14 protein-coding genes are annotated in these 15,057 nt (G+C 71.7%); 8 read left to right on the forward strand and 6 right to left on the reverse strand.

What is annotated here, in order from left to right:
- Positions 1-50 precede the first annotated feature (50 nt).
- Together C4U03_RS14645 and C4U03_RS14650 are read right to left on the reverse strand one after the other, a co-directional pair.
- Complete coding sequence (locus C4U03_RS14645) at positions 51-1,421, reverse strand: dihydrolipoyl dehydrogenase family protein (RefSeq protein ID WP_103938293.1); 1,371 nt, start codon at positions 1,419-1,421, stop codon at positions 51-53.
- A gap of 90 nt (positions 1,422-1,511) precedes the next feature.
- Positions 1,512-2,447 (reverse strand): ribonuclease Z, encoded by a 936-nt coding sequence (locus C4U03_RS14650; protein WP_103938294.1) that lies wholly within the window; start codon positions 2,445-2,447, stop codon positions 1,512-1,514.
- Positions 2,448-2,541: 94 nt separating this feature from the next.
- Between C4U03_RS14650 and C4U03_RS14655 the strand changes: the two genes are divergently transcribed.
- Complete coding sequence (locus tag C4U03_RS14655; protein ID WP_407701432.1) at positions 2,542-2,988, forward strand: pyridoxamine 5'-phosphate oxidase family protein; 447 nt, start codon at positions 2,542-2,544, stop codon at positions 2,986-2,988.
- Between the two features lie 25 nt (positions 2,989-3,013).
- Here the strand turns inward: C4U03_RS14655 and C4U03_RS14660 are convergent, their stop codons facing one another.
- The 3 genes from C4U03_RS14660 to mca all read right to left on the reverse strand — a co-directional run bounded on the left by C4U03_RS14660 (position 3,014) and on the right by mca (position 6,320).
- Positions 3,014-5,011 carry a hypothetical protein gene (locus tag C4U03_RS14660; protein ID WP_103938296.1) on the reverse strand — a complete coding sequence of 666 codons (1,998 nt, stop codon included), beginning with the start codon at positions 5,009-5,011 and terminating at the stop codon, positions 3,014-3,016.
- A gap of 155 nt (positions 5,012-5,166) precedes the next feature.
- On the reverse strand, positions 5,167-5,475 hold the full coding sequence (locus C4U03_RS14665; RefSeq protein WP_200827240.1) for a hypothetical protein: 309 nt from the start codon (positions 5,473-5,475) through the stop codon (positions 5,167-5,169).
- Positions 5,466-6,320 (reverse strand): mycothiol conjugate amidase Mca, encoded by an 855-nt coding sequence (gene mca / locus C4U03_RS14670; RefSeq protein ID WP_103938297.1) that lies wholly within the window; start codon positions 6,318-6,320, stop codon positions 5,466-5,468. The genes C4U03_RS14665 and mca overlap by 10 nt, the downstream gene beginning before the upstream one ends.
- A 175-nt stretch (positions 6,321-6,495) precedes the next feature.
- Here mca and C4U03_RS40425 point away from each other — a divergent pair, with 175 nt between their 5' ends.
- Positions 6,496-6,882 (forward strand): DUF4307 domain-containing protein, encoded by a 387-nt coding sequence (locus C4U03_RS40425; RefSeq protein ID WP_160146988.1) that lies wholly within the window; start codon positions 6,496-6,498, stop codon positions 6,880-6,882.
- 138 nt (positions 6,883-7,020) lie between these two features.
- On the forward strand, positions 7,021-7,521 hold the full coding sequence (gene greA / locus C4U03_RS14680; protein ID WP_103938299.1) for a transcription elongation factor GreA: 501 nt from the start codon (positions 7,021-7,023) through the stop codon (positions 7,519-7,521).
- On the opposite strand, the gene C4U03_RS14685 is transcribed toward greA, so the two are convergent.
- Positions 7,506-8,141 carry an Lrp/AsnC family transcriptional regulator gene (locus C4U03_RS14685; RefSeq protein WP_103938300.1) on the reverse strand — a complete coding sequence of 212 codons (636 nt, stop codon included), beginning with the start codon at positions 8,139-8,141 and terminating at the stop codon, positions 7,506-7,508. The genes greA and C4U03_RS14685 overlap by 16 nt on opposite strands.
- A gap of 125 nt (positions 8,142-8,266) precedes the next feature.
- Between C4U03_RS14685 and hppD the strand changes: the two genes are divergently transcribed.
- The 5 genes from hppD (at position 8,267) to C4U03_RS14710 (ending at position 15,001) form a co-directional block, all read left to right on the forward strand.
- Entirely contained in the window at positions 8,267-9,361 is a 1,095-nt protein-coding gene (hppD, locus tag C4U03_RS14690) for a 4-hydroxyphenylpyruvate dioxygenase (RefSeq protein ID WP_103938301.1), read from the forward strand.
- A gap of 76 nt (positions 9,362-9,437) precedes the next feature.
- The gene (locus C4U03_RS14695; protein ID WP_103938302.1) at positions 9,438-10,121 is read left to right on the forward strand and encodes an RDD family protein; all 684 of its coding nucleotides are present in this window, start codon (positions 9,438-9,440) and stop codon (positions 10,119-10,121) included.
- A 151-nt stretch (positions 10,122-10,272) separates the two neighbouring features.
- A complete protein-coding gene (locus C4U03_RS14700) occupies positions 10,273-11,754 on the forward strand; it encodes a M1 family metallopeptidase (protein WP_235017862.1) in 1,482 nt (493 codons plus the stop codon).
- A 105-nt stretch (positions 11,755-11,859) separates the two neighbouring features.
- The gene (locus tag C4U03_RS14705; protein WP_235017863.1) at positions 11,860-13,470 is read left to right on the forward strand and encodes a M1 family metallopeptidase; all 1,611 of its coding nucleotides are present in this window, start codon (positions 11,860-11,862) and stop codon (positions 13,468-13,470) included.
- Positions 13,471-13,576: 106 nt separating this feature from the next.
- Positions 13,577-15,001 (forward strand): M1 family metallopeptidase, encoded by a 1,425-nt coding sequence (locus C4U03_RS14710; RefSeq protein ID WP_235017864.1) that lies wholly within the window; start codon positions 13,577-13,579, stop codon positions 14,999-15,001.
- Positions 15,002-15,057 lie beyond the last annotated feature (56 nt).

The following is a 15,057-nucleotide window of genomic DNA, read 5'->3' on the forward strand; positions in this document are numbered from 1 at the left end:
GCGATCCTCCCCCATTTCGGCGCCATGACCCTCGCCATAGGCGGGGCGTCCTACACCTCCAGGTCCTTGACGGCGGTCTCGATGGCGCGGTGGAAGGTCGGATAGGCGTAGATCATGTGCCGGAGCCGCTCGACCGGCACCTCGCCGTGCACGGCGACCGCCAGCGCGCTCAGCACCTCGCCGCCGGCCGGTCCCGCCGAGGTCGCGCCGACCAGGACGCCCCGGTCGGCGTCCTGGACCAGCTTGATGAAGCCGTCGTTGCCCGCCTTGTGGATCCAGCCGCGCGAGGACTCGGGGATGCGGGTGAGGCCGGTGCGGACGTTGATCCCCCGCTCCCGCGCCTGCGCCTCGGTCAGCCCGACGGCCCCCACCTCCGGGTCGGTGAACGTCACCCGCGGCACCGCCCGGTAGTCGGCGGGCGGCCCGCCCTGCCCGAGGATGTCGCGGACGACGATGTCAGCCTGGTACATCGACATGTGCGTGAAGGCGCCCTTGCCGGTGACGTCGCCGATCGCCCACACTCCCTCGGCGGCGCGCATCCACTCGTCGGTCTCGATCGTCCGGGCGTCCGCGTCAAGGCCGATCGCGCCGACGCCCAGCTCGCGCAGCCGGGTGCGGCGGCCGGTCGACACCAGCAGCGCCTCGCCCCGCACGGTCTCCCCGCCGAGATCCACGGTGAACGCGCCGTCCGCGTGGCGGACCGCGGTGGCCCGGGCGCCGGTCCGCACGGTGATGCCCTCCCGCTCGAAGACCTCCCGCAGCAGGTCGCACGCCTCGGGCTCCTCCACCGCCAGCAGCCGGTCCCGCGACTCGACCACGGTGACCCGGGTGCCGAAGCGGGAGAACGCCTGCGCCATCTCGGTGCCGATGGCCCCGCCGCCCAGCACGACCAGCGAGCCCGGCGCAGCCTCGGCCCGCACGGCCTCGCGGTTGGTCCAGAACGGGGTGCCGGCCAGCCCGTCGATCGGCGGTACGACCGGCTCGGTGCCGGGGTTGAGCACGATGCCCCGGCGCGGGCGGAAGACCTGGTCGCCCACGGTGACCTCGCCGGGCGCGGTGATCCGGCCGTACCCGCGCACCAGCCGCCCGCCCCGGCCGGTGAACCGCTCGGCGGCCACCCGGTCGTCCCAGGAGTCGGTGGCCTCCTCGCGGATCCGCTTGGCGACCTGCGTCCAGTCGGCCGTGACGGTGGCGTCACCGGCCAGGCCCGGGATCCGGCGGCCCTCGGCCAGCAGGTTCGCGCCCCGGATCATCATCTTGGTGGGGACACAGCCGTAGTACGGGCACTCGCCGCCGACCAGCCGGGCCTCGACGCCGACCACCGACAACCCAGCCTCGGCCAGCCGCCCGGCCGCGTCCTCACCTCCCGGGCCCATCCCGATGACGACGACATCGACCTCTTCCGCGTTGTGGACAGCCATGTCCCGAAACTACCCGCCGGAACGGCGTGGGCACCTACCGCCTCGGTGGCGGGCGGGACCGGGACCAGGCCCGAGCCGGACCCGGAAGGCTCAGGCCCGGCGCCGGGCCGGGACGGAGATGCGGTCGAGGTCGCGGGCCAGGACGATGTCGCCGCCGTAGCACTCCGCGGCCTGCTCGGCGAAACGCGGGAAGTCCTCGGCTCGGTAGCGCTCGGAGAAGTGGGTCAGCACCAGCCGCCGGACGCCGCCCTTCGCGGCGATCTCGCCGGCCTGCCGCACGGTCAGATGGGCGTACTCGCGGGCGAGGGCCGCGTCCTCCTCCAGGAAGGTGGACTCGATGACCAGCATGTCGACGCCGTCCGCCAGTTCGTAGGCCGCCGCGCACAACCGGGTGTCCATCACGAACGCCAGCTTCTGCCCCGGCCGGGGGACGCTGCACTCCTCCAGCGTGACCGTGCGGCCGTCGCGCGCGGTGACCCGGCCCTCCCGCTGGAGGCGTCCGACCAGCGGGCCCCCGACGCCGTGCTCGGCGAGCCGGTCCGGCAGCATCGTGACGCCGTCGGGCTCCTCCAGCCGGTACCCGTACGCCTCCACAGGGTGGTCCAGCCGCCGCGCGGACAGCGTGAACGGGGAGCCGCCGGAGTCGATCTCGGCGTGGGCGCCGTCGAGGGGCCGCTCGTGGACGACCTCGGTGTCCCGGAACGCGGTCGCGTGCCGCAGCCGCTCCCAGTAGTGCTGCCCGGCGGCCGGGAAGACCGCCCGCACCGGATGCTCGACGCCGTCCCGGGCGATGCGCTGGATCACCCCCGGCACGCCGAGGCAGTGGTCGCCGTGGAAGTGGGTGACGCAGATCCAGTCGATGTCGTGCGCGGCCACCCCGGCGCGGACCATCTGCCGCTGCGTGCCCTCCCCCGGGTCGAACAGCAGTCCCTGCCCGTCCCAGCGCACCAGGTAGCCGTTGTGGTTGCGGGACTTGGTCGGAACGGCGCTGGCAGTGCCGAGAACCAGAAGATCGCGGGTCGACATGTCTCCATTGTGGGACCGGGCGTTATCGTGGCCGCGTCCGACGACGGCGCCGAGCGAGGAGAACCCGGTGGGCGGCAAGCGTGACCAGATCAAGATGACCCCCGACGAGGTGGCCGCGTTCCTCGCCGAGCAGTTCAAGGTGCAGGTGGCCACCCTGGACCCCGATGGCGCCCCGCACCTGGTCACCATGTTCTACGCGCTGCTGGACGGCCGGATCGCCTTCTCCACCTACGCCTCCTCGCAGAAGGTGGTCAACCTGCGCCGCAACCCCGTCATGACCTGCCTGGTGGAGGCCGGCACCGAGTACGCCGAGCTGCGCGGGGTCAAGCTCAAGGGCAAAGGCCGCATCGTCGAGGACCCCGACGTCAGGCTGAAGGTCGGCGCCGTGGTGGGCTCCCGGCTGGCCGGCCTGCCGGTGCCGGAGCTCGGCGCCCCGCTGGACCCCGGCTTCGCCGAGGCCCTGCGGCAGTCGATGGCCAAGCGGGTCATCATCGTCATGGACCCTGACCACGTCGCCAGCTGGGACCACCGCAAGCTGTGACCCCGTCCGCAGCCGTGCCCGGCGGCTACTCCCGGGCCGGCGCGGTGCAGGGCGCTCCGGCGCAGACGTCCACGACCTCGCCGGTCTCCAGGAAGATCGCCTTCTGCCGGCGGGCGTCGGCGGAGTTGCGCGGGTCGGCGTGCGGGTCACGGCCGTACTGCGGGCCGGACGGCGGCGTGTTGGTCAGCGGCTGGTACGGGGTGCCGCTGTCCCAGATGACGAGGGCCGAGCCCCGGTACGGGTAGCCGCCGATCGCGGGGATCCCCCAGTAGGGCACCCGGTCGGGGTTGCGTCCGGGCGCGACCGCCGGGGTGTGGAGGCGGGCCCCGATGGTGCGGGCCTCGACCTCGGCCGCCGTCGGCGACACCTGGTGGTCGCCGAAGGCCACGTGCATCAGCACCCGGTGGCTCGGCGTCCCCGGCAGCGGCCGGTCGGTCATGTGCTGGGCGTAGCCGTTGGCCTCGCCGCGGTCCCACAGCATCTGGATCAGCGCGAAGCACAGTTGCTGGTCGAGCTTGTCGGGGTAGGCCGCGTTCAGCACGACCGAGTACTGGTCGAAGTCGACGCTGCGGTTGAGCAGCGTGCTGTAGTTCATGGCGGGCACCCCGAGCACCGCCCGGCGGACGTCGGTGGACACGGCGGTGAGCGCGCCGCCCATGATCCCGCCCTGGCTGTTGCCGTCGAAGACCAGCCCGGCCCCGGTGTCGATCAGCGGCCTGCCGTCCGGCGTCCGGAACGCCCGGTGCGCGGCCAGCCCCCGGTCGTGGATCATCGCCCGGCCCAGCCACAGCATGTTGAGCATGCCCTGCTGCAGCCGGTCGGCGACCGTGGAGAACCGGCTCAGGTCGGCCAGCACGGTCACCACGTTCGGCACGTCGTCCCTGGACATCCCGGCCCACTTGGTGGCGCAGAACAGGAAGCCGTGCTCGTCGGCCATGTCGCGGACGTTCCCGGCGCCCACCTCGCTCTCGGCGCCCAGCAGCCCGTGCCCGTACAGCGCGGGACGGGCCGGCCTGGTGAACGCCGCACGCGGGATCGTGCACTGGAATGTCGGGGCCTGCGTGTTGCCCGGCAGTCGTGCGGGCAGGCCGTCGCGCCCGTAGTGGAAGCCCGACCCCGGCGGGCCGCCCGGCAGGTTGAGGTAGCTGGGGACGAGGATGCGGCCCTTCACCGTCCGCGCCGTCCGGTCCTCTGGCGGGTTGTCGGTGACCTCGGTGACGACGAAGCGCGGCGCCCTGTCCCCCAGCCCGGCGAACGAGTCGTCGCGGATGCGGAGCATCCTCTCCGACAGACTGCGGCGGCTGGCCACGGTGAAGTCCCAGGCCAGGTAGAGGTCACCGGTGCCGATCCCGTGCCTGGCCAGGTCCGCCAGCGCCCGGCGGGCGTGCCGCTGGCGGGCGTGCAGCGGGTCGCCCTTCGGCAGCGTACGGCCCTTGATCCGGGCGAACGCCCGCCCGGCGGGAATCGTGGCGCCCCGCCCGTCCTTGAGCCGCCGCAGCGCCACCACGTACCGGTGGCCCTCCAGGAAGTTGCGGGCCGGCCGGATGATCAGCGCCTGCCGGTCCGGCCGGGTCGCCTGCGCGTCCAGTTCCGCCCAGTGCGGCCAGCGCCGTCCGGTCGTCGTGTCGATGATCACGATCGGCGAGTCCGCGGCCAGCGACCGCCCGATGTCGGTGATCGGCGCCGCCCCCGACCTGGCCAGGTCGACGCCGGGCACCCGGGTCAGCACCGGCGACCCCGGCGAGAACCCGTCGCTGCGGTTCCACTCGGCCGGGTCGATCGCTTTGCCCAGCCGGTTGCGCGGCATGGCGGCGGCCCGGAACGCCACCCGCCGCCCGGTCGCGGTGGACCGGTCGGCCACCGTGAACCAGTCGTTGGGGAACGGCATCAGGCAGTCCGCCGGATCCACCGGATCGCATCCCCGCGCCGTGACCTGCGCGGCCGCCGGGCTCGCCGGCCCGGCCGGCACCACGAGCCCGCTCGCCCCGACAACGGCCGCCACGAGCAGACCCCGGATTCGCACCGATGACCTCCAGGCACAGCGACGGTGGAGCCAACCTGAAAAAGGCTCACATACCGCCGCCCAGAATGCGCCCGCCCGTCTCGGGAGTCAACGCCCGTCCCACCGCTCACGGCGGCGACGGCCGGGACCGGTCGGCCGGTGGCGGAGGAAGGAGGTCAGTCCCTGCCGTCGTCCCCAGAATCCCGGTCGGCCTGCCCGGCGGCCTTCCCGGCCTTGGCGGTCCCGGCAGGCTCGGCGGCCTTGGCGGGCTCAGCGGCCCGGTTCCGCTCCCACGCCTCCTGGTCGAGGTCGGCCTGCCGCGGGGCCTGGATCTTGCGCATCTGCCGGTTCATGGAGCGGATCAGCAGGAAGACCGCCACGCACAGGGCCGCGAAGACGGCGAAGCCGAGCAGGCCGGGGCTCACGGTGTCGTCGTTGAGCGGGAAGTCGTTGCCCGGCTCGGCGAGCAGCAGCGCTACAGACATACCTTCTCCCTGACCCCCGCGAACAGGTCGTCCTCGGGCAGTTCGGTGTCCACCAGGGACCTCGCCAAATGGTAGTCCTCGGTCGGCCATGCCCTGCGCTGCAGGTCCAGCGGGCACATGAACCAAAAGCCGTTCGGGTCGATCTGGGTCGCGTGCGCCAGCAGCGCCTTGTCCCGGGTCTCGAAGTGGTCGGCGCACGGCACCCGGGTGGTGACCGCCCACGGGGCGGGGCCGTCGTCGAACCGCTTGAGCCAGTCGCCGTACGGGGACTCCAGACCGGCCTCCTCCATCGCCGCGTGCAGCGCCACCAGCCGGTCCTTGTGGAACGTCATGTGGTAGTAGAGCTTGAGCGGCTGCCAGGGCTCGCCGGTGCCGGGGTAGCGGTCCGGGTCCCCGGCGGCTTCGAACGCCTCCACCGACACCTCGTGGCACTTGACGTGGTCGGGGTGGGGGTAGCCGCCCTTCTCGTCATAGGTGAGGATCACGTGCGGGCGGAACGCCCGTACCGCGCGGACGAGGGGCTCGGCCGCCACCTCCAGCGGCTGCAGGGCGAAGCAGCCCTCCGGCAGCGGGGGCGGCGGGTCGCCCTCGGGAAAGCCGGAGTCCACGAAGCCCAGCCACTCCTGCCGGACACCCAGGATCTCGCGGGCCCGCGCCATCTCCTGCTCGCGGACGGCGCCGATGTTCGCCTTGATCTCCGGCTTGTCCATGGCCGGGTTGAGGATGTCGCCGCGCTCACCGCCGGTGCAGGTGACCACCATCACCTCGGCGCCGTCCGCGACGTAGCGGGCCATGGTGGCCGCGCCCTTGCTGGACTCGTCGTCGGGGTGCGCGTGGACGGCCATCAGCCGCAGCGGGCCGTCATCGCACGAGGTCGTACCGGTCGGTACTTCGGACACCACAGCGTCTCCCTGTCAACCGTTCAGCAGCGCCCGCGCCGACCCCCCAGTACGGGGCACCCGCCGCGGCAGACGACAATTGTCCCTGACAACATCGATCGTCCGCACGGAGATTCCCGCCATGAGCACCAGCGTCAGCCAGGCCCCGGACCGCCGACCGCGGCGCGGCGGCCGGCTCGGTTACGTGATCATCGGCCTGGTGGTGGCGGTCTGCGCGGTGGGCTGGGCCGTCATCATGGCCAACGCGGGCCGGACCCCGGGCATCAGCCAGCAGACGATCACCTACCGGATCCTCGACGACTCCCGGGTCGAGGTCCGCTGGCAGGTCGCCAAGCCGTCCGGCAAGCGCGTGCGGTGCCTGGTGGACGCGGTGGACGTCAACTTCGCCCCGGTGGCCGAGCGCGAGGTCATCGTGCCGGCCGGCCAGTCCACGCTGAAACGCACCGATCTGCTGCAGACCACCCGGCGCGCCACCGCCGCCCGGGTCAAGGAGTGCCGCACCATGTGACGGTCTGACGGATTGCGGGTGAACGCAGAGGGGAACCTTTACTCTCACATACCAGATAGGCTTGAGGTTTCGCCCGGCCCGCAGGTCGGCCCGCCGGAGGCGGGCCGAGGATCGATACGTGTGGACAGAGGAGTATCCGTGACCGAGACCCGTGCTGACAACGTCAACTGGCTCACCCAGGAGGCGTACGACCGGCTCAAGGCTGAGCTGGAGCATCTGTCGGGCCCGGGCCGCATCGAGATCGCGCAGAAGATCGAGGCGGCACGGGAGGAGGGCGACCTGCGCGAGAACGGCGGCTACCACGCGGCCAAGGAGGAGCAGGGCAAGATCGAGGGCCGGATTCTCCAGATCCAGCACATCCTGGAGAACTCCCAGGTCGGCGAGGCCCCCCGCACCGACGGCGTGGTCGGCCCCGGCATGACGGTCACGGTCGCCTTCGAGGGCGACGACGAGGAGGTCACCTTCCTGCTGGCCTCCCGCGAGGAGAGCGGCGCCCCCATCGACGTCTACTCCCCCAAGTCCCCGCTGGGCGCCGCCATCAACGGCAAGAAGGTCGGCGAGAAGGCCACCTACACGCTGCCCAACGGCCGCAGCATGACCGTGGAGATCATCGACGCCACGGCCTACGCGGGCGCCTGAGGCGACCCGACCGATCCACTCCGGGCATCCCTGACGACCCGCCGGCGCACCTCACCGGCGGGTCGTCCGGCATGTTCCGGCCTTTCGCCGCCGCCCCGGCCGTCCCGGCCGCCCCCACTGCCGCCCTGGCCACCCCCGCCGTCCCCGCCGTCCGTGCCGGACACCGCCCGTACCAGGGGGAGGGTGCGGAACGGGATCTGGGTGGCCAGAGAGATCACCGAGGACGCGCGCTCCACCCCGGAGACCGCGACCACCAGGTCGATCACCCGCTGCAGGTCGGCGTTGCTGCGGGCCACGATGCGGCACAGCATGTCGCCGGCCCCGGTGATGGTGTGCGCCTCGATGACCTCCGGGATGGCGGCCAGCCGCTCGGCCACCGGGTCGTGCCCGCCCGGCTGCCGGATCTGCAGGGTGACGAACGCGGTCACCCCGTAGCCCAGCGCCCCCGGATCGACCTGCGGGCCGTAGCCGCGGATCACCCCGTCGCGCGCCAGCCGGTCCAGCCGCGCCTGCACGGTGCCGCGGGCCACCCCCAGCCGCCGGGACGCCTCCAGCACCCCGATGCGGGGCTCGGCGGTGAACAGCTCGATCACCCGCCCGTCCAGTTCATCGATCGGCAACGGGATCTCCCGGGGATGGTCAGGCTGTACAGATGTTCCGGGGCTTTCCGGATCTGGCTGTACAGATTGCTCAGCTTTTCAAGTCACTCTTGCACACCCTGTAGGGCCCATCGGACATTGACGTCATGAGTGACGTATTTCCGGTCAAGGGCATGGACGCCGTCGTCTTCGCCGTCGGGAACGCCAAGCAGGCCGCGCACTACTACTCCACCGCGTTCGGCATGCGCCGGGTGGCCTACCGAGGGCCGGAGACCGGCTGTCCCGACGAGGCCGCCCACGTGCTGGAGTCGGGCGGCGCGCGGTTCGTGCTGCGCGGGCCGGTGCGGGCCGGCACCGACCTGGGCCGCCACGTGGCCGACCACGGCGACGGAGTGGTGGACCTGGCGATCGAGGTGCCCGACGTCGAGGCCGCCTACCGGCACGCGGTCGCGCAGGGCGCCCGGGGCATCGAGGAGCCGTACGCGCTGGAGGACGAGCACGGCAAGGTGATGCTGGCCGCCATCGCCACCTACGGCCAGACCCGGCACACGCTGGTCGACCGCTCCAACTACTCCGGCCCCTACCTGCCCGGGTACGTGGCCGCCGAGCCGATCGTGGAGCCCCCCGCCAAGCGCTTCTTCCAGGCCATCGACCACTGCGTCGGCAACGTGGAGCGGATGGACGAGTGGGTCGACTTCTACCACCGGGTGATGGGCTTCACCGACATGGCGGAGTTCATCGGCGACGACATCGCCACCGAGTACTCGGCGCTGATGTCCAAGGTGGTGGCCGACGGGACGCGCAAGGTCAAGTTCCCGCTCAACGAGCCGGCCGAGGGACGCCGCAAGTCGCAGATCGAGGAGTACCTGGAGTTCTACGGCGGGCCCGGCGTGCAGCACATCGCACTGGCCACCAACGACATCCTGGCCTCGGTGGACCGGATGCGGGCGGCCGGGGTGGAGTTCCTGGACACCCCCGACTCCTACTACGACGACCCCGAACTGCGGGCCCGGATCGGCCAGGTCCGCGTCCCGGTGGAGGAACTGCGCAAGCGCCGCATCCTGGTGGACCGGGACGAGGACGGCTACCTGCTGCAGATCTTCACCAAGCCGGTGCAGGACCGTCCCACCGTGTTCTTCGAGCTGATCGAGCGGCACGGCTCGCTGGGCTTCGGCAAGGGCAACTTCAAGGCGCTGTTCGAGGCCATCGAGCGGGAGCAGGCCCGGCGCGGAAACCTGTGACCGACCCCCGCTAAAGATCGTCTCTCTTCCGCGGGGGCCGGGGTTAGCCGGGGCCGCGCATGCCCATGTTGACGGTATGACGCAACCGCCGCACGGCCCGTCCCCCGACGAGCAGCCCTGGAAGCCGCCGCACGAGCAGCCTCATCCGGGATGGCAGCCCGGTCCGTACGGCGGGGGCCGGCAGCCCCCGCCGTACCCGGGCCCCTACGGCGGCCAGCCGCCCCCGTACGGCGGTTACGGGGGCCTGCCGGGCTACCCGGGAGAGCCGGGCGGTTATGTGGATCCGGCCGCGGGGCTGGCCAGCCGCTGGGCGCGGCTGGCCGCGGCGATCGTCGACCTGGTCCTGCTGACCATCATCATCGGGCTGGTGACCTTCCCGTTCATCAACTACCGCAGGATCATCGAGACCGGGAACACCGGGGCCGTCCCGGCCGGCCAGTGGGCCGCCAACTTCGTCAGCGTCGTGATCGCCTTCCTGTACTACTGGCTGCTGACCTACAAGTGGGGCCAGACACTCGGCAAGAAGCTGCTGGGCATCCAGGTCGTGCGAGCCGCGGACGGCGGTGCGGTCACCCAGGGGCAGGCGGTGGGCCGGTCGGCGTTCTTCACCGTGCTGGGCGGTCTGTGCGGATGCATCGGCTTCATCGACGTGCTGTGGCTGCTGTGGGATCCGCGCAGGCAGGCGCTGCACGACAAGGTCGCCCAGACGGTGGTGCGCAAGGTCCCACCGGGCGGCCCGGACCCCTACGCCGGGCGCTGACACCGGCCCCGGCGCCGTCGGCCGGTGGTGGCCGGGATGTCGCGTGACGATCCGAGCCGCCGGTTCGTCCGTCTAGGCTGTGCACGTGATGACGGCCGGAAGACCCCGCCTTGCCCTCCCGTTCGCCCCCCGTCCTGTAGTGCGCGGGGCCATGGCGCTCACCCTGGCGGCCTCGCTGACGGCATGCCAGGTGTCCTTCCGCAGCGACGGCTCCCAGCCGTCCGAATCCGTCCCCGCCCCGACGGCCGCCGGACCGAACGTGCCGGGCGGGCTGGACAGCGCCGGCGACGACTACGTGCCCGGGGACGGCAACGGCGGTTACGACGTCCAGCACTACAAGCTCGACCTGGACATCCGGCCCGGCCAGTCGCCCGAGCTCAGCGCCACCGCCGACATCACCGCCAAGGCGACCCAGCGGCTCAGCCGGTTCAACCTCGACCTGACCGGGCTGAACGTCGCCGAGGTGAAGGTGAACGGCGGCGCGGCCCGGCACGAGCGGCAGGGCAGCGAGCTGGTCGTCTCCCCGCCGCAGGCGCTGGCCAAGGACGCCGACTTCACCGTGACGGTGCGCTACTCCGGGACGCCGCGCCCGGTCTCCAAGCCGCCGCTGGGCATCTACGGGTGGGTGCGCACCTCCGACGGGGTGTTCGTGGCCTGCCAGCCCAGCGGCGCGCACACCTGGTTCCCGAGCAACGACCACCCCAGCGACAAGGCCACCTTCGAGTTCCGGGTGACCGTGCCGCAGGGGCTGACCGCCATCGCCAACGGCGAGCCGGACGGCGCCCTGCCCAGCGGGTCGCCCAGCCCCGGCCCCAGCACCGGGCAGACCGGCGGAGCCGGTGTCGTCCCGGTGGCCCACCGGGCGGCCGCCCCGGTCACCTGGCGGGTCAAGGAGCCGATGGCGCCCTACCTGGCGACGGTGACCGTGGGACGGTTCGACGTGCGCACCGGCAAGTCGCCCGGCGGCATCCCGGTCATCACCGCCGTCGACCCGGCCGTGGTCAACACCGACGTGGCCGAGTTCCACGCCAAGAACGCGGAGATCACCGACGCGTTCGTGAAGATGTTCGGCCCCTACCCGTTCTCCTCCACCGGCGGGCTGGTCGACAATGCGGACGTGGGGTTCGCGCTGGAGACGCAGACCCGCCCGGTGTACGGGTCGTTCGGCGCGGACGAGGGGATCGTCGCCCACGAGCTCGCGCACATGTGGTTCGGCGACAGCGTCAGCGTCACCCGGTGGAAGGACATCTGGCTGAACGAGGGCTTCGCCACCTACGCCGAGTGGATCTGGTCCGAGCGGGTCACCGGGAAGTCCCCGCAGCAGCAGTTCGACGAGCTGTACCGGCAGGCCGACAACCCGAGCCTGTGGAAGGTCGCCACCGGCGACCCCGGCCGGGACGAGATGTTCAGCTCCGACGCCGTCTACAACCGGGGCGCGATGACACTGCACGCGTTGCGCAAGAAGGTCGGGGACGACACGTTCTTCAAGATCCTCAAGACCTGGACCGACAGGTACCGGCACGCCAACGCCACCACGCCGCAGTTCATCGAGGTGGCCGAGCAGGTCTCCGGGCAGCAGCTGGACTCCTTCTTCCAGGCGTGGCTGTACCAGCGCAGCCGCCCTGCCCTGTAAAGGCCGGACAGGCGACCCCGCCGTCGGGTGAACGGCGGGCAAAGGACCGCCTAAGTTACGGAGAGTAACGAGCGGTGACGGTTCGGCGTCAGCAGGGTGGGCAGGGTGAACGCCCACGTCCCGCTCGGCAGAGTGCCCCTGCCCCTCAAGATCACCAGCATGGTGGCCGCCGCCACGGCCCTCGCGCTGTCGGCCTCCGGCGGTAACGCCGCCACCACCTCGGCCGGTCAGCAGACCGGCCACGGGCCGGCGGCCGGACCGCCGCCACGGCCATGCCCCGTGTCCGGGCCGTCCCCGCAGCCCCGCAGGACCGGATCCGCCGGGACCGGCTGCTCGCCCGCCCAGGGGCGGATCGTGGCCAACCCCGCTCCCCGGCCCATCCGGCCGGCGCTCCCCCTGTCGCCCGCCGCCCCACGGGGAAAACGGGGCGCGACCGGGCTGGGCGACCCCTACTACCCGGCGGCCGGCAACGGCGGCTACGACGCCCTCGACTACGACGTCGCCCTCGACTACAAGCGCAGCCGGCGCATCGAGGCCACCGTGACCATGACCGCAAAGGCCACCCAGGACCTCAGCGGCTTCTCCCTCGACTTCCGCGGCCCCAAGGTCAAGGACGTCCTGGTCAACGGCCGCGGCGCCGCGTTCTCCCGCAAGGGACAGGAACTGATGATCACCCCGGCGGCGGGGCTGCCGACGGGCCGGACGTTCACCACGCAGGTCCGCTACGCCGGCAGCCCCGGCCCGCTGACCAACGACCGGCTCGGCACGTACGGCTGGATCCCGACGCGGGAGGGCGTCATCACGGTCTCCGAACCGGACGGGACGCCCTCGTGGATGCCGGTCAACGACCATCCGCTGGACAAGGCCACCTACACCTTCCGGGTGACCGTCCCCAACGGGATGCAGGTCATCGCCAACGGCGCGCCGTCCACCCCCGTGCACGAGGCGGACACCACCACCCACACCTGGTCGGTGCGGTCGCCCATGGCCAGCTATCTGGTCATGGTGGCGATCGGCGAGTTCAAGGAGCTGCACGGCAGGGCCGGCGACATCCCGGTCATCACCGCCGTCGACCCCCAGTACCAGAGCCACGCCGCCAAACTGCACCGCAACACCATCACGGTGACGAAGTGGCTGACCGAGAAGTTCGGCCCCTACCCGTTCGCCACCTCCGGCGGTCTCATCGACGACCAACGGCTGGGATACGCGCTGGAGACCCAGGAACGCCCGGTGTACGCGGGGTTCGTCCCCTCGATGAACTTCGTCGTCCACGAACTGGCCCACCAGTGGTTCGGCAACAGCGTCAGCATCCGGCGGTGGTCGGACATCTGGCTCAACGAGGGCCTGTCCACCTACGCCGAATGGCTGTGGCAGGAGGACCGCCGCCGGGGGAACACCGCGCAGAAGATCTTCCGCCGCTACTACCGGCAGCCGGCCGACTCGGTCGTCTTCAGGCCGCCGCCGGGACGGCCGGGGCGTCGCGACCTGTTCGGCTACTCCGTCTACATCCGCGGCGCGATGACCGTCCACGCGCTGCGCCGGCGGATCGGCGACGAGGCGTTCTTCCGCACCCTGCGGGCCTGGAACGAGCGGTACCGGTACGGCAACGCCCAGACCGACGACTTCGTCGCGCTGGCCGAGAAGGAGTCCGGCAAGCGGCTCGACCGGCTGTTCCGGGTCTGGCTCTACACCAAGGGCAAGCCCGTGAACTGGTGAGACCACTGGGGGCACTGGTCCAATCGAGACCGAATCGCGCTTGTGCCGTCCGTTCCCCGCTGGAAGTTTGGGGATCATGGAGACGTTCAACACTCCGAGGACCCCCATGCGCACAGCCCCCCGAGCCCTGGCCACCGTCGCACTGACCGTCGCCGCGGGCCTGGTCGTATCGGCCGTTCCCGCACACGCGGCTCCCCGGTTCACGCCGGGCGCCCCGGGCGCCGGTGACCCCTACTTCCCCGACATGGGCAACGGCGGCTACGACGTGGCCCACTACGACGTGAGCCTGCGGTACACGCCCGCGAACAAGGGCATCAAGGCCACCACCCGCGTCCAGGCCAAGGCCACCCAGCACCTGTCGCGCTTCAACCTCGACTTCCTCGGGCCGCTGAAGGTGCACTCGGTCACCGTCAACGGCAAGGCCGCCGCCTTCCGGCGGACCGGCGCCCAGGAGCTGGTGATCACGCCGAAGCAGGGGCTGCGCAAGGGCAAGCGCTTCACCGTCGCGGTGTCCTACTCCGGCGTCCCCCAGCGGATCGACGACGAGACGCTGGGCACCTCCGGCTGGGTGGCCACCGACGACGGGGCGGTGGCGCTCAACCAGCCGTTCGGCACCGCCACCTGGATGCCGGTCAACGACACCCCCAGGGACAAGGCGTCCTACAGCTTCGCGCTCACCGTGCCGAAGGACCTGCAGGCGCTGTCCAACGGCGACTTCGCCGGCCGCAAGACCTCCGGCGGCCTGACCACCTGGCGGTGGGAGATGCCCAGGCCCATGGCCAGCGAACTCGCCATGGTCGCGATCGGCAGGTACAACCTCACCTGGGGCAGGACCCCCAAGGGCGTGCCCAACATCACGGCCATCGACAGCAAGCTCGACACCGCCGTCGACCAGGGCAAGAACTTCCACAAGCTCACCGCCGACATCACCGACTGGGGCTCGAAGCTCTTCGGGAAGTACCCGTTCGGCTCCACCGGCGGCATCGTGGACGCCATCGGCGTCGGCTACGCGCTGGAGACCCAGGGCCGCCCGGTCTACGACCGCATCAACCGTCCGGGCGTCAACCCCAGCGCCTCCCTGGTCGCCCACGAGATCGGCCACCAGTGGTTCGGCAACAGCGTCACCCCCGAGCAGTGGAAGGACATCTGGCTGAACGAGGGCTTCGCCACCTACACCGAGTGGCTGCAGAGCGAGCAGTCCGGTGGCGACACCGCCCAGCAGATCTTCGACGAGGTCTACGCCACCCCGGCCGGCGACGCGCTGTGGCAGGTCAAGGTCGCCGACCCGGGCCGCGACGACATCTACGCCCACGCCGTCTACGACCGCGGCGCCATGACCCTGCACGCCGTCCGCCAGACCGTCGGTGACAAGAAGTTCTTCCAGCTCCTGAGCACCTGGTACGCCCGCAACCGCGACGGCAACGTCACCACCGCCGACTTCGTCGCCCACGCCAAGAAGTACGGCGACGCCAAGCGGCTCGACGCCCTCTTCAACAAGTGGATCCACACGACCGGCAAGCCGGCCCTGTAACCCCGTCCCACCAACGGGCGTGCCCACTGCGGGCACGCCCGTTTCTCGTCACCCTG

Origin of the sequence: Thermomonospora echinospora (assembly GCF_900108175.1) — a bacterium.
GTDB classification, from domain to species: Bacteria; Actinomycetota; Actinomycetes; order Streptosporangiales; family Streptosporangiaceae; genus Thermomonospora; species Thermomonospora echinospora.

What these genes read in the sequence shown, in the direction of transcription:
- C4U03_RS14645 (WP_103938293.1), bottom strand. Translation starts at nt 1,421, where the DNA reads ATGGCTGTCCACAACGCGGAAGAGGTCGATGTCGTCGTCATCGGGATG.
- C4U03_RS14650 (WP_103938294.1), bottom strand. Translation starts at nt 2,447, where the DNA reads ATGTCGACCCGCGATCTTCTGGTTCTCGGCACTGCCAGCGCCGTTCCG.
- C4U03_RS14655 (WP_407701432.1), top strand. Translation starts at nt 2,542, where the DNA reads ATGACCCCCGACGAGGTGGCCGCGTTCCTCGCCGAGCAGTTCAAGGTG.
- C4U03_RS14665 (WP_200827240.1), bottom strand. Translation starts at nt 5,475, where the DNA reads ATGTCTGTAGCGCTGCTGCTCGCCGAGCCGGGCAACGACTTCCCGCTC.
- mca (WP_103938297.1), bottom strand. Translation starts at nt 6,320, where the DNA reads ATGGCCGTCCACGCGCACCCCGACGACGAGTCCAGCAAGGGCGCGGCC.
- C4U03_RS40425 (WP_160146988.1), top strand. Translation starts at nt 6,496, where the DNA reads ATGAGCACCAGCGTCAGCCAGGCCCCGGACCGCCGACCGCGGCGCGGC.
- hppD (WP_103938301.1), top strand. Translation starts at nt 8,267, where the DNA reads ATGAGTGACGTATTTCCGGTCAAGGGCATGGACGCCGTCGTCTTCGCC.
- C4U03_RS14695 (WP_103938302.1), top strand. Translation starts at nt 9,438, where the DNA reads ATGACGCAACCGCCGCACGGCCCGTCCCCCGACGAGCAGCCCTGGAAG.
- C4U03_RS14700 (WP_235017862.1), top strand. Translation starts at nt 10,273, where the DNA reads ATGGCGCTCACCCTGGCGGCCTCGCTGACGGCATGCCAGGTGTCCTTC.
- C4U03_RS14710 (WP_235017864.1), top strand. Translation starts at nt 13,577, where the DNA reads ATGCGCACAGCCCCCCGAGCCCTGGCCACCGTCGCACTGACCGTCGCC.